General features: G+C 42.9%; 12 protein-coding genes. 1 reads left to right on the top strand and 11 read right to left on the bottom strand.

Annotation, left to right across the window (positions count from 1 at the left end):
- Nucleotides 1-8: 8 nt before the first annotated feature.
- The 4 genes from rhaM to rhaB are packed head-to-tail and all read right to left on the bottom strand — an operon-like array spanning nt 9 to nt 3,889.
- Complete coding sequence (rhaM, locus tag G7Y42_RS04170; protein ID WP_165004361.1) at nt 9-320, bottom strand: L-rhamnose mutarotase; 312 nt, start codon at nt 318-320, stop codon at nt 9-11.
- 1 nt (nt 321) lies between these two features.
- Nucleotides 322-1,167, bottom strand: a complete 846-nt coding sequence (gene rhaD, locus G7Y42_RS04165; protein WP_165004359.1) for a rhamnulose-1-phosphate aldolase — start codon at nt 1,165-1,167, stop codon at nt 322-324.
- A gap of 5 nt (nt 1,168-1,172) precedes the next feature.
- Nucleotides 1,173-2,432: an L-rhamnose isomerase gene (gene rhaA / locus G7Y42_RS04160; RefSeq protein WP_165004357.1), complete on the bottom strand. Its 1,260-nt coding sequence runs from the start codon at nt 2,430-2,432 to the stop codon at nt 1,173-1,175.
- The gene (gene rhaB / locus G7Y42_RS04155) at nt 2,429-3,889 is read right to left on the bottom strand and encodes a rhamnulokinase (RefSeq protein WP_165004354.1); all 1,461 of its coding nucleotides are present in this window, start codon (nt 3,887-3,889) and stop codon (nt 2,429-2,431) included. Before rhaB ends, rhaA begins: the two co-directional genes overlap by 4 nt.
- Nucleotides 3,890-4,040: 151 nt before the next feature.
- On the opposite strand from rhaB, the gene G7Y42_RS04150 reads away from it, so the two are divergent.
- Nucleotides 4,041-4,910 carry an AraC family transcriptional regulator gene (locus tag G7Y42_RS04150; protein ID WP_165004352.1) on the top strand — a complete coding sequence of 290 codons (870 nt, stop codon included), beginning with the start codon at nt 4,041-4,043 and terminating at the stop codon, nt 4,908-4,910.
- A 112-nt stretch (nt 4,911-5,022) separates the two neighbouring features.
- Here G7Y42_RS04150 and G7Y42_RS04145 read toward each other — a convergent pair whose 3' ends face one another.
- From G7Y42_RS04145 to adhE, 7 genes are all read right to left on the bottom strand, one after another.
- Nucleotides 5,023-5,922 (bottom strand): AraC family transcriptional regulator, encoded by a 900-nt coding sequence (locus G7Y42_RS04145; protein WP_165004349.1) that lies wholly within the window; start codon nt 5,920-5,922, stop codon nt 5,023-5,025.
- A gap of 203 nt (nt 5,923-6,125) precedes the next feature.
- Nucleotides 6,126-6,971 carry a sugar phosphate isomerase/epimerase family protein gene (locus tag G7Y42_RS04140; RefSeq protein ID WP_165004346.1) on the bottom strand — a complete coding sequence of 282 codons (846 nt, stop codon included), beginning with the start codon at nt 6,969-6,971 and terminating at the stop codon, nt 6,126-6,128.
- Between the two features lie 10 nt (nt 6,972-6,981).
- Nucleotides 6,982-8,277, bottom strand: coding sequence for a TRAP transporter large permease (locus G7Y42_RS04135; RefSeq protein WP_165004343.1), 1,296 nt, complete (start codon nt 8,275-8,277; stop codon nt 6,982-6,984).
- A gap of 13 nt (nt 8,278-8,290) precedes the next feature.
- Nucleotides 8,291-8,770, bottom strand: a complete 480-nt coding sequence (locus G7Y42_RS04130) for a TRAP transporter small permease (protein WP_165004339.1) — start codon at nt 8,768-8,770, stop codon at nt 8,291-8,293.
- 5 nt (nt 8,771-8,775) lie between these two features.
- Nucleotides 8,776-9,804 carry a TRAP transporter substrate-binding protein gene (locus tag G7Y42_RS04125; protein ID WP_165004336.1) on the bottom strand — a complete coding sequence of 343 codons (1,029 nt, stop codon included), beginning with the start codon at nt 9,802-9,804 and terminating at the stop codon, nt 8,776-8,778.
- A 16-nt stretch (nt 9,805-9,820) separates the two neighbouring features.
- A complete protein-coding gene (locus tag G7Y42_RS04120; protein WP_165004333.1) occupies nt 9,821-10,927 on the bottom strand; it encodes a glycoside hydrolase family 88 protein in 1,107 nt (368 codons plus the stop codon).
- Nucleotides 10,928-11,159: 232 nt separating this feature from the next.
- Complete coding sequence (gene adhE / locus G7Y42_RS04115) at nt 11,160-13,757, bottom strand: bifunctional acetaldehyde-CoA/alcohol dehydrogenase (RefSeq protein ID WP_165004329.1); 2,598 nt, start codon at nt 13,755-13,757, stop codon at nt 11,160-11,162.
- Nucleotides 13,758-14,312 lie beyond the last annotated feature (555 nt).

Genomic DNA, 14,312 nt, shown 5'->3' with positions numbered 1-14,312 from the left:
TTTACCGATCAAAATTCGAAAACAGGCATCAATTCAAGGCTCACAGGGGAGGAATCTGGATTTGTCTCCATGATATCTTCCATATAATGCCACCATTTTTGATTGATCTGCGTTTCAGCCATTTTTGCCCAGCGTGTCTCGTCTTCGATCTCTAGGTACCCGAATAATGTACTGGTTTTCGGATCGAGAAAAATCGAATAACTGTTGACTCCGTGTTCACGAAGGGCTGACTTCATCTCCGGCCAGAGATTGTCATGTCGTTCTTTATATTCCTGTTGCTTTTCTGGATACACCTTCATGCAGAAAGCTTTTTTTAGCATGCTACACACCTACCTCAGCTTTTAAACCTTCCAAATATCCTTCTTTTGGTTCTACGCCAAACGCTTCAGCTAAGCACAGGAGATTCTCATCTGTGATCGTTTGTAGAATCGGCCCTTGCGCTTTGACGTACGTATAGACTTCTGCTGCTTTTTCCGCTGTCTCGATCAATCCGAAGACCTCATCCATGTCTTTTCCTGCACCGTAAATCCCATGCTGCGGCCACAGGACAAGTCGTGTTTCCCGCATTTTTTCAGCCGTTGCTTCTCCGATCTCATTCGTTCCCGGAACCATCCACGGAATGATCGAGACTCCTTCTGGGAAGACAACGAGACATTCTGTACACATCTGCCAAAGCGTACGTGTAAACGACCGTTCATCTAATACATGCGTAAAACTCATCGCTAATAAATGACTCGCGTGACAATGCATCACGATCCGATTTTCCGGATCAGTTTCCAGACGAGCGATATGGCTCATGAAATGGCTTGGCAGTTCGCTTGTCGGCTTCGCTTCGTTGTCCAGTCCCCATAAAAGTTCGAGATCTTTCCCATCTTCTGCTACGCGAACGATCCCTAAGTTTTCTGAGGGCTCATCTGCTACATTCTTAAAATATTTCCCTGAACCAGTCACAATAAAATAACATCCTGCCAGACGACTAGCATCAAAGATCATCGGGATGCGGCGGATCACTTTTTCCGGGTCCAGAAACGGAAGGATCTCTTCTTCTTTCAGCAGGTAAGAAATATTCCCGCCATTTCTTTCATCCCAGCCTAAACGATACAGATTCGATGTCGTCTGTACCATTTCCTTTACATAAGGGGCTTGTAAAATATCTATTTTTTTCAACCTCGTCACGCTCCTCTTCGTTCTAATACATCTTTTTCGTATTGCTGCACTTCTTTCAGCCAATCCAAGCCAGTCGGCACTTCGTTTTTGAAACAGAAATAATTCCAGACGTCTGCATATGGGTAGTCTTTCAATTCTTCTGTGTAAGCCATTCTAGATGTAAAATCAAATGATGATTCTATTTCCTTCAATTTTTCGACCGGTTCAAGCAGCGCTTTAAGTAGCGCTTTTTGAGTATTTCTTGTGCCGATCACCCAAGCAGCGATACGATTGATCGTTCCGTCGAAGAAATCCAAGCCGATGTTCGTTTTTCCTAGCAAATCATTTCGAACCAATTCTTTCGCGATTTCCTGCAGTTCATCATCCATCAAGACAACATGGTCAGAATCCCAGCGAACTGGTCGTGAGACGTGAAGCATGATCCCTTTACTGAACAAAGCAAGAGAAGAAAGTTTGTTCGAGATCACTTCTGTCGGATGGAAATGACCGGCATCCAGACAAACGAGTTTGTCTCTTGTCAGTCCATAGCCCATATAAAATTCATGGGAACCGACTGTATAAGCTTCTGCCCCCAGACCGAACAGTTTGCTTTCTACAGCATCTTGGACATAATTCTCATCCAAATCTTCGCTGAAAATCGTATCTAAAGATTCCATCAAACGTTTACGCGGAGAAAAGCGATCAATCGGATTGTCTTTCATGCCATCCGGTACCCAAAAGTTATTGATACAGGTCTGACCAGTCTCTTTGCCAAAATATTCCGCAATCTTTCTGCTTCGTTTGCCATGTTCGATCCAATAGGCACGGACTTCTTCATCAGGGTGTGATAGGGTGAAGCCGTCCTTCATCATTGGATGGGAGAAAAATGTTGGATTGAAATCCAGTCCGATCTCTTCTTTTTTTGCCCATTCGACCCATTTTTCAAAATGCTTTGGTTCGATCTCATTCAAGTCGACCGCTTCTTCTGTGTCTAGATAAATGGCATGCAGGTTCAACTTATGCTTACCAGGGATCAGCGCGTACGCTTTTTCAAGGTCGTTTCTTAATTCTTCCGGTGTCCGTGCTGCTCCTGGATAATTCCCTGTAGACATGATCCCACCTGTCAGTTCACCATCCGGGTTCAAAAATCCTTTGACATCGTCCCCTTGCCAACAATGCATCGAAATTTTGATTTCCTGCATGCGCGCCAATACTTTGTCCGTATCTACGCCTAAATCGGCATATTTTTCTTTTGCTTGAGCATAATTTCTTTCAATCGTATTCATACTTCTACTCCTTTGTTTTGTCTTAAATAAATAGCCGCCAGTTCTTTTTTAGCAGGATCTGGATAAAAAATCTCACATGGAAAAGACCGTTTGACTTCTTTTCGTGCTTGCGCAACATCCTTGAATTGTCCAGTACTCAGCATCTGCATCAATATGTTCCCGATTGCTGTCGCTTCACTTGGGCCCGCTTCTACGACGATCCCTGCATAATCAGCCGTTAACTGATTCAGCAGACGATTATTCGAACCGCCACCTACGATATGGAGGCGATCGAGCGGTGTTCCTGTGAGATGTTCGATCTTCACCAGTTCATTTGCGTAGCATAACGCTAAGTTGTCATAGACACAGCGTGCGATAGCACCCGGGCGTATCGGCACTGTCTGTTCTGTTTCGAAACAATACGTCTGGATTTCCTGGATCATGTTCTTGGGATTCAGAAATCTCGGATCATTGATATTAACAAATTGCTGCAAAGCTTTTTCTTTGCTGGCAAGCTCAGCTAGTTCTGCGTAGCTGTACTGGTACTCCTGCATTCGTGCGACTTCTTGGATCAGCCACATCCCCATGATGTTCTTTAGGAAACGTACCGTATTATGTGTGCCCCATTCATTCGTATAATTTTCTGAGAATGCTGCAGGTGAAACATTGGCAATCTTCGTTTCGATCCCCAGAAGCGACCACGTGCCGCTGCTGATATATCCCCATTTTTCGCCTTCTCCTGGTGTCCCCAATACAGCCGAGGCGGTGTCATGGCTAGCAACACTGATGAATGTCGCATCCGGGAGGTCATAATTCAGGAATTTTTCTTTTTTCAGTGATCCCAGGATCGTTCCAGGATCAACTAATGGCGCAAACAATTCTTTTGCCACACCGATTCGTTCAAGAAGCTCTGGTTCCCACTCTTTCGTTCCTGCATTCAAAAGCTGCATAGTGGATGCATTTGTTTTTTCTGTGACCATTCTTTCTGTGAAGACATAGCCGAGGTAATCCGGGATCAAGAGCAGTTTGTGTGCTTCTGCCAATCGCTCTTTTTCTTCCACGAATAATTGGAACAATGTATTGAAAGGCTGGATCTGAATCCCGGTTTGCTCGTATAATTTGTCCAAAGAATACTCTTTTGAAAAAGCTTCAACTGCGTGCGTGGTGCGATCGTCACGATAAGAAATTGGATCACCCAAACGTTCGCCATCCTTGTCTAGCAGACAGTAATCGACTGCCCATGTGTCGATCCCTACAAAACAAGTAGCTACCCCTGAACTTTTCAGTTTTTCCAGCCCTGTCAGGATCTCATGGATCAAGTAATCAATCTCCCAGCGCTGATATCCGTCTTTTTTACGAAAACCGTTTTTGAATCGATGCACTTCTTCTAAAGACAGCCGTCCATCACTTTTTCGTGTACTCTTCATCAAACGTCCGCTTGAAGCACCGATGTCGACTGCGACAAATGTCGAATTCATTTCTCCACCTCTTTTACTTTATTGTTGGATGCTGATTTATGAATAAAACGTTATCATTTACTAACAAAGCTATCATATTACAGAATGAGTGATTTTACTTCACACTATTTTGGTATATAATTGCACTATCTTGACAAATGGGAGCGATTGCATGGACTACTGGGAAAAAGCCAATCATTCATGGTCAGAAGATTCGAGCAGAGTGATTTTGACACATACGCAAAAAAGTAAAAATCTGTTTTTTTATATCCAAGAGATTGGGCATTTCAAAGCCCCCATCCCTTACTATACGGAACGTGCCCACCTTCCTTCTTATCTGATCAAATTCACGCTTTCCGGAGAAGGAACGCTTACATATCACAACAAGCTCCATCATTTGAAAGCTGGCGATCTTTTCTTCATCGATTGCCAAGAGTATCAGCGTTACCAAACAGTCAGCGAGGAACCTTGGGAAATGGATTGGGTACATTTGAGCGGACAGAATATCCACGCATTTTATCAAGAATTCATCAAAGACGGGAAATTCACCTTCCATACAGCAGATTCTCCTGAAGACAACAAGATCCATCACTTGTTCACAGAGCTTATCCGCAAGCAACAACAAGCTAATGCCCGAACGGATTTCCAGTCGTCGGTCATCATCCATGAATTGCTGAATGAATTGATCCTGCAAAAGTATCAGCTGGATTTTGAGGAGAAAGATATCCCTGCTTATATTTATGAACTACAGCATTATCTAGATGAGAATTTCAAAAAAGTGATCACACTGGATGAGCTGGAACATCAGTTTTTATTGAACAAATATCAATTGAGCAAGGATTTTTCAAAATATATCGGGACACCACCGATCGATTATCTCATCAATAAAAAGATTTCTTATGCAAAGGACCTCCTGCGCTATACAGAATTTACGATCCAAACGATTTCTAGCGAGATCGGGATTGAGAATTTCGCTTATTTCAGCCGGTTGTTCAAAGCAAAAACAGGCCTTTCCCCTAGAGACTTTCGCCGATACAGCTGATTCATCTAATAAATACGCACATTTATGTATTTTTCACGAAAAATAAACGAAACAAGTGCAGGAAAATTCCAGTCTTGTTTCGTTTATTCAGTCAGTGATCCATGGCGGATAGTCATCGCTCGTCCTCGAAATGATCATAATGGACCAATTCATTTTGCGTATCCCGTCTCAAAAATTCTTTTGGCGTGATCCCGAATTCTCTTTTGAACGCTTTCAGAAAATGAGGATAGGAAGAAAACCCGCATTTGCTGTAGACAGCACTTGAACTTCGGTATTCCCTCAGCAACTGCTTGGAATAAATCAGTTTTTTCTTCATGACATACTGGTGGAAGGTAAAACCTGTGTATTTTTTGAATTCTCTCGTGATATGGTACTTGCTGACAAAAAATTGTTTCTCCATTTCTTCTAAGGAAAGCGGATTCGACAAATGTTTTGAGATATACTGAATCATCTGGTCGACTCGTTCATTAGGGATGGCAGCAGTCTGTTCAGAAGTGTTCTCTTCCTGCTTCACCACTTGGTTCAAAAAGATCAGGTAGTCGACAAGCGCCTGTTCATATTTGATGTCTGCGCCGTATACATGTCTGTCTGGCGGATGATCGATGAAGGATAATTTTTCTTTCAATAGTTCAGGCGTAACTTTCAGCACTCTGCTGCGCTTTTCTCCCAATGGCTGGAAGCAGGCCGACAGATTCGACCATTGAGTGGACCGGCTCTCTAAAAAAGAGGGCGTGACAAAAATATACACGCGTTCAAAAAGCTCGGTTGATTGTCTGACGATGCGATGCAAGTCATTGGAATGGATCAGCAAGACGCTTCCTTCTTTGATCGTGAATTGACGACCGTCCAAATAAAATATCGCTTCACCTTTCAGTGTCGCGTGTATCTCATAAAAATCATGATGATGATAAATCGTTTTGTTTTGGCTGACAATGTCTTTGACGTGATAGATCTCGTACTGATCAGAGACCATCGTATTGACTTGTTCGCCATTTACTTTCTTTTGTTTCATGGCTATCACCCCTTTTGTTCAGTTACGAACAATCTTATTATACCACGCTGTTTTTTCGATCAGATAACATTTTCTGATGATTGGAGGTGAGCGTACGTAAACCTCCTTTTTTCTTATCAAAATACTTTGATAAAAAGAAGAGAGACTGAGACAGCTAACTGTCACAGCCCCTAATGTTATTTTTCGATCTGAGCAACGAAGGTTTAAGCAGTGGTTCCACGACTTCTTTTCAACAAACTCACTCCTTGACGAATCCCGTCATCTTTCGTTTCTTCCAGCACCACATAAAGATAAGGACGTTTCTTCTCAATGATCTCACTGATTCCAGTATAATCGATCAGCCCTTCACCCAGATTCGTCGGGACGATTTTTTCCTCTTCTACACGAAAATCTTTCAAGTGGACTGCACAGATTTTTTCGCCAAAACGTTCGAAGGCTTCTTCTACTAATTGGACTTGCTGCTGGTAGTTTTCAATAGTGATCAGGTTGGTAGGATCTAAAATGATTCCTAAATAGTCCGAATCGACAGCTTGAAGCAACTGCTCCACACGATCTAGTGAATACACTGGATGATTCAATCCTGGTTCGATCCCGACCATCATCTGGTATTTCTCACCTGCTTGAACCAACCGATGGATCACTGACACCGCTTCAGCAAAAGCCTCGTCTGTGAAATTTTTTTCCGTGTATTGGATTTCCGGAAAAACACCCCCGGTTTCTGAAGCTACCATCGATGCACCAAATGAAGAGGCATATTGGAGGTATCTTTCGAATTTATTCAGCAGTTTCTCCCGCTCTTTCCCATCAGGATGGATCATGTTGATATAACAACTCAAGATCCCAACACTGATTTCTTTTTCTCCTAACGTCCGTTTCACAAAATTCCCCATACCAGCGTTGATTGCTTCTGCGCCAGATGGGATATCCGGAAAAGACAAACCTAACGCTAACTGCAAGGTATGGATACCTTGTTCTTTGGTTTTTTCAGCTAGCATTTCAACTGTATGGACATCAGATAGATCATGTCCTCTTATCGCAAGATTCAACATATCTTTTCTCCTAACCTAACATATTCGGCAGCCACATCACGATTTGCGGGAAATACGTAATCAAAAACAAGACAGCCAGGATCATACCGTAAAAAGGCAGCAGCGGCTTCAGCATAGATTCTGCTTTCACGCCTCCGACACTTGCTCCGACATACAATCCAGTTCCTACTGGCGGCGTGATAGAGCCTACACACAGATTCATGATCGAGAACAACCCGTAATGCACAGGATCAACGCCTACACTTGTGACGATAGGCAAAAAGATCGGAGTGAAAATCAAAATCGCAGGCGCCACATCCATGAACATCCCAACAAGAAGCAAAACAAGATTGACTAACAGTAAAATCACGAATTTGTTATCTGTTACTCCCATGATCAGCGAGCTGATCGCTTGAGGAATCCCAGTAAATGCCATAGCAAATGACATCATGGAAGAAGTCGCCAGTAAGAACATGATCGTGCCAGACATCGCTACTGCTTGGTACAGCATATTTGGTATATCTTTCAGTTTCACTGTTTTGTAATAGAACATCGCGATCAGTAAAGAATAGATCACAGCAATAGCAGACGCTTCGACTGCCGTAAAAATCCCAGTCAGTATCCCACCGATGATGATCACGATCAGAAGCAGACTTGGTATCGCATCAATCAGTATTTTTCCTGCATGTTTCATCTGTCCTTTTTCAACAACTGGATATTTGTTCTTTTTCGCAACTACGAAAGCGATCAGCATAATCCCAAATGCCCAAAGCGCACCGACAAGATAACCACCCATGAACAAAGCAGAGATCGACGCACCTCCAGCTACAAGCGAGTACATGATGAACGCCGTACTTGGTGGAATCACCATCCCCGTTGGTGCAGAAGCGATATTGACAGCTGTAGCGAATTTCCGATCATATCCTTCCTCTACTTGCTGAGGAATCAAGACGCCTCCGATCGCCGTAGATGCTGCAATCGCCGAGCTGGAAATCGAGCCGAACAAAGCATTCCCCAAAACATTCGTATGTGCCAAAGCACCTGGAACTCTTCCTACGAACAGCATGGCAAAATCCACCAGCTTCTTTGCTATCCCGCCATTATTCATAATAATTCCTGAGAGGACAAAGAAAGGAATAGCGATCAGCGAGAAGCTATTGATACTCCCTACCATTTTTTGGGCAGAACTGAAAGCTGCAACATCGAACGGAATCACTAACAACAGCGTCATCATGGAAGAAAACGCGATACTGATCGCGATCGGCATTCCCAATACGAGCAACACAACAAATACTAAAAATAAGACTAATCCGGCTTCTAGTGCCATTTTATTCCTCCAATTAAATTTTTTCTTGAATCGCTGGCTTGCCGCTGAATGTATCGATCAGATTGATCAGACTATAGATAATGATCAGCACACCCGATACAGGGACAGAAAGATATACGTACCCCATCGGAATCCCCATAGATGGTGAGATCTGACCCATCGTTAACGTGACAGCATTCCAGCCGCCATACACCATGATGATCGCCGCAAATGCCAAAAACAAACACTGCACGATCATTTCTAATGCTTGGCTCTTCTTTCCTGTCAATTTTTCGCTAAGGATCGTCACAGCTAAATGCGCCTTTTGCCCAACGACATACGCAGAAGAAAGCATCGCAAACCAAACCAGTCCGAACCGGACAAGCTCTTCTGTTACCGTATTCGGATTGCCCAAAACAGTTCTGGAAAAGACTTGCCATAACACAAGAGCAACCATTCCTATAAGCAAGGCTGCGCCGATGAGTTCTAATACTTTGTTTAAAATCGTTTTCATTTTTCTTACGCTCCTTGGTCTTGGATCATCTGATACAGCTCTCGATACGCAGGATCATTCCTGAATGCATCATGAAGTGGCGCAACAGCTTCACGAAACGGCGCATTGTCTACATCATTGAATTGCACTCCATGTTCTTTTTGCGCGTTCGCTTTTTCTTCTTCAATCGCTTTTGAGAATGCATCGATTTCGAAGATCGTGGATTCTCTGGCTGCTTCACTGATCGCTTCTTCCTGCTCTGCTGACAATTGTTCTTTGATCGCATCGTTCATGATCAGGATATCCGGCACTCGTGTATGTTCATCATAAGAATAATATTTAGCGACTCCGCCATGCCCAGCTGTATACAGGACGAATTCATTGTTTTCTGAGCCATTAATCAGATTGGATTGAAGGGAGGTATATACTTCATCACTTCCCATCGGTACTGCAGATCCTCCTAAAAGCTCTACCATCTTGATGGCGGTTTCACTTTGCATGACACGGATTTTTTTCCCTTTCAGATCATCTGGCGAATGGATCGGCCCATCTACCATATAAAAACTACGCTGACCAGAATCATAATAAGTCAGTCCGGTAAAGCCCAAATCTGACGTTGACTGATAGATTGGATCCATGATTTCTGCATTATCCATCACTCGGAAGAAATGTTCTTCGTCGTTGAACAAATAAGGGACAGAAAAAATCGAATAATCCTTTGAAAAACTCTCTAATGCCGAAGCGCTTACTTTAGTAAAATCAACTGCACCCGATTGCGTCAGCTCGATCAATTCCCGCTCACCTCCCAGTTGTCCATCTGGGAAATACTGGATTTGTACAGAGCCGGCTGTCTTTTCTTTTACTAAACGTCCAAATTCGTTCATTGCATCAATGACCGGCTGGCTGTTGCTTGCATAAGCAAAGCGCAGTGTGACCGTCTCATCCGCGTCTGCCTCTGCGACAGTCGCTACACTCGAATTACTTCCGCAGCCGCTCAAGCCTAGAAGACCTAGGCTCAGCGATCCTGCTGCAAACAGCAGTGTTGTTTTTTTCATTTTATTTTCCTTTCTTTTAACAATAAGAGACTAGCAATTCTGTCAAACAAAGCACCGTCAAGGATTGTCCATAAGGCATGGCTGTGATACCGATGTTTCGATAAAAATCTAAGCTATCCCCCATTCCTGTTCCGATCGAAACATTTTGGACTTCGCCTTTTTCGTCGATTTGTTCAAGCAGTCCTTGAATCGCGCGATAAGCAACTTCTTTATATTCCTGCGGCAAATAACGTTTATGCACCGCTTTTAAAATACCGTAAGCAAATCCGGCTGTTGCCGAAGATTCCACATAAGAGGACGGATCATCTAACAAGGTGTGCCACAAGCCGCTTTCAGACTGATATTCTTTCAATGCCCGGACTTGAGCTTCTAGTGTTTCGATCAGCAGTTTGCGCAATGCATCTTCTTTTGACAATTCTAAGATTTCAATGATCTCTGGGATCGCGATCGTCAACCAGCAATTGCCTCTTGCCCAGAATGCTTCTGCATAGTTATGGTTTCCTTCGAAGGTCCAGCCGTGATACCACAGACCGGTACGCTTATCCATCAAGTATTTGATATGGATCATGAATTGGTAGCGCGCTTCCTCCAGATATTCAGGACGATTCAATAGCTTCCCGATTTTCGCCAGAGGCAAGACCGTCATCATCAGTGTATCGTCCCACAGCTGATTCTTGTTTTCAGGACCATAAGTCGCATGCTGCAGTCCATCTTCATTCGTTCGAGGCATGTCGTTCATCACCCATTCCGCCCACTGTTCCAAGTAAGGAAGATAGCGTGAATCCTTGGTGTCTTCATATAGATAAGCCATTGTAAGAAGCGGTGCCATCGTATTGACGTTCTTTGGCGGTGCACCTTCTTGCATCCGGTCTTCGAACCACTCATTGACGACTTGATACGCACGGGGATTCTTTGTGTTTTGGTAATTTTTGTAGATCCCGTACAAACCGACACCTTGAGGCCAGTTCCAGACAGTCCAGCTTTTGTCATCTACTTTTAGTCCATCAAAATCCAGCAGGAATTCTCCGCTGTCATCTTTAATCGTTGTTAAATTTTCTACAAGCAAATCGATTTTTTCTTCTACTAGTTCTTTCGGAACAAAAATTTCTTCTTTAATAATCATTGTTATACCACCTTTTAAATCGCTTTCATTTTCTTCCCTTAATATAGCAGTAATGGCCATCACTATAAATAGCGCATTTTGAACAAAAACTGTCTAAAATTGACCTAAATATTAAATAACACCTTTATTATCAACGGTTGCGCCACACACAAAAAGAAGCTTTGACAAAAGACTTGTCAAAGCTCCTTTTTTTTCGAATAAACGGTGTTTCAGGCGGATCCTTATCCGCTGATCAGCCTTTATAAGCGTCAATGATGATCTGTTTCAATTCACTGATCAATGGTTCTTTTGGATTTGCAGTCGTACACTGATCTTCATAAGCTAATTCAGCCATACGATCCACGGTAGTGTCCAATGTTTCTTGTGTTACACCTTGTGCTTTCAAATTCATGTCGATTCCGACTGATTTTCCTAACTCATAGACCGCAGTTGCCAAAGATTCTACTAATTCAGCCGTTGTTTCGCCTTTTAATCCTAAGAATTTAGCGATATCTGCATAATCCGTATCTGCACGGAAGTAGTCATATTTAGGGAACATCGCATGTTTTTGCGGGTCCTTCGCATTGTAACGGATGATATGCGGTAAAAGGATCGCATTCGTACGACCATGCGGAATCCCATATTCTCCACCGATCTTATGTGCGATCGAGTGGCAGATGCCTAAGAAAGCATTCGCAAATGCCATACCCGCCATGGTAGAAGCATTATGCATTTTTTCACGAGACTCCATATCAGGTGTTTTCACTGATTTTTCCAAGTAATCAAAGACTAACTTGATTGCTTGCAGGCTCAATCCACGTGTGTAATCTGAAGCCATGACAGAAACATAAGATTCGATCGCATGAGTCAATACGTCCATCCCTGTATCTGCTGTGACAGAAGCAGGTACTGACATCACGAATTGAGGATCGACAATCGCAACATCTGGTGTCAGCGCGTAATCTGCCAATGGATATTTCACGTGAGTATCGCTGTCCGTGATTACGGCGAACGGTGTTACTTCTGAACCTGTACCAGAGGTTGTCGGAATACATACGAATTGTGTTTTTTCCGGTTTATCGATCTTATACGTACGTTTACGGATATCTAAGAATTTTTGTTTTGCGCCAAAGAATGAAGTATCTGGGTGTTCATAGAACATCCACATGCCTTTAGCCGCGTCCATTGCAGAACCTCCACCTAAAGCGATAACTGTATCCGGCTTGAAGTCTGCCATCATTTTTGTTCCAGCATAAACAGTGTTCGTTGACGGATTTGGTTCCACATCAGAGAAGACTTCGATCTTCACGTCATTTTTTCGGCGTGCCAAGACTTCTCGTACTGTGTCGCAGTAGCCGAACTGGACCATACCAGGATCACAAACGATCATGACGCGTTCTACGTTCTCCATTTTTTCCAAGTAAAGCAAAGAATTCTTTTCAAAGAAGATTTTTGGCGGTAATTTGAACCATTGCATGTTATTTCTCCGTTTCGCTACAGTTTTGACGTTGATCAAGTTCACAGCAGAGACATTGCGGGAAACAGAGTTCTTTCCATAAGAGCCGCAGCCCAATGTCAATGAAGGGATCATTTCATTGTAGATATTACCGATACCGCCTTCTGCTGATGGTGTATTGACTAAAATACGGCAGGCTTTCATGCGCAAGCCAAATTTCACATGAAGGTCTTCATTCTCAGAATGGATCACTGCTGTATGTCCCAGTCCTCCAAGATTCAGCATTCCTTCGCATAATTCAAATGCGTGTTCTGTACTGTTCGCTTTCACCATCGCCAGAACAGGTGAAAGTTTCTCACGTGAAAGCGGGTAGTCTGCACCGACACCTTCTAGTTCAGCCACAAGCATTTTAGTACCTTCCGGAACGCTGATCCCTGCCAGTTTCGCGATATCCATTGCTGAATGCCCAACGATTGCCGGATTCACTGCATATTTGCCTTCGTTCATCACAGCATCTTCAAGCTTAGATAATTCTTCTGGTTTTACAAAGTAAACCTGATGCGCTTGGAATTCTGCTTTTACTGCTGCATAGATCTCTTTATCTACGATCACTGCTTGTTCAGAAGCACAGATCATTCCGTTATCGAACGTTTTTGAAACGATCAGATCATTCACGGCGCGTTTGATTTTTGCTGTTTTTTCGATATAAGCAGGAACATTACCTGGTCCTACACCTAATGCCGGTTTTCCAGTTGAATACGCTGATTTGACCATGCCTGCGCCACCTGTTGCCAAAACGATCGCAATCCCTGGATGATTCATCAGCATCGAAGTCGCTTCGATCGATGGGTGTTCGATCCATTGAATGCAATTTTCAGGTGCGCCCGCAGCAATCGCCGCATCGCGGACCACTTGAGCCGCTTTTGCTGAAGATTTTTGCGCACTCGGATGGAAAGCAAAGACGATTGGATTTCTTGTTTTCAAAGCGATCATCGATTTGAAGATCGTTGTAGAAGTTGGATTCGTTGTTGGCGTCACACCACAAACGACTCCTACTGGTTCAGCGATTTCAATCAAGCCTTTTTGCACATCTTCGTTGATCACACCAACTGTTTTGTCATGTTTGATATTGTTCCAAATGTATTCGGAAGCATACATATTCTTGATTGCTTTATCTTCATAGATCCCGCGTCCAGTTTCTTCCACTGCCAATTTTGCTAGAGGCATGTGCTGATCCAAGGCTGCCATTGCCATCTCGTGTACGATATGGTCGACTTTTTCCTGATCGAAGCTTTCCATTTCTTTCAATGCTGTATTTGCTTTAGCTGCTAGTCCATCGATCATTTCTTGTACGTCGATCGTTTGTGGTTTTGCTTTCTCCAATACTTTAGCCATTGTTTTCCTCCTAATGGGTCATGGTTATTTGTTAATTAATTCACATATAAATCATACAACATTTTCTTTTCCGTGTAAATACTTTTTTGTGATTTTTTTCACAGTTATTTTTACCGCAGATAAACCTTGTAAACAAAGCTTTTATTCATGATTGTAATTTAATATTTATTATCCAGAACAAAAATATTCTATTTATTCAAATATGAACAAACTTTCAGTTGAAAATAGTCTCCAGCGTCAGCACACTTTGTTCTCTGCTATGCTTCTCGCTTTTTACAGCACAAAAAAATCCCCTGACTGCAAACCTAAATGTCCAAACGAACATTCAAGCTGCTGTCAAAGGATAGCTGTCTAAGGGCTGTGACAAAAGTCTTATCACAGTCCCTTCTTCCGAATAAACGGTGTTCAAAAGCTTGCATCTACGGCACTAAGCCCAATCAGATGAAAAATATGAGTAGCTATTTTTATCTGATTGTTCTTACTGCTTGATACAGAGCAGCTTTTTCACGACCTCTGATTCACGGTGTTCCAGAAGTAGCTTCTTCGAAAAATAAG

The sequence above is a fragment of the Enterococcus sp. ZJ1622 genome (assembly GCF_011038845.1).
Taxonomy (GTDB): Bacteria; Bacillota; Bacilli; order Lactobacillales; family Enterococcaceae; genus Enterococcus_B.
This window is presented reverse-complemented; position numbering and strand designations above follow the sequence as displayed.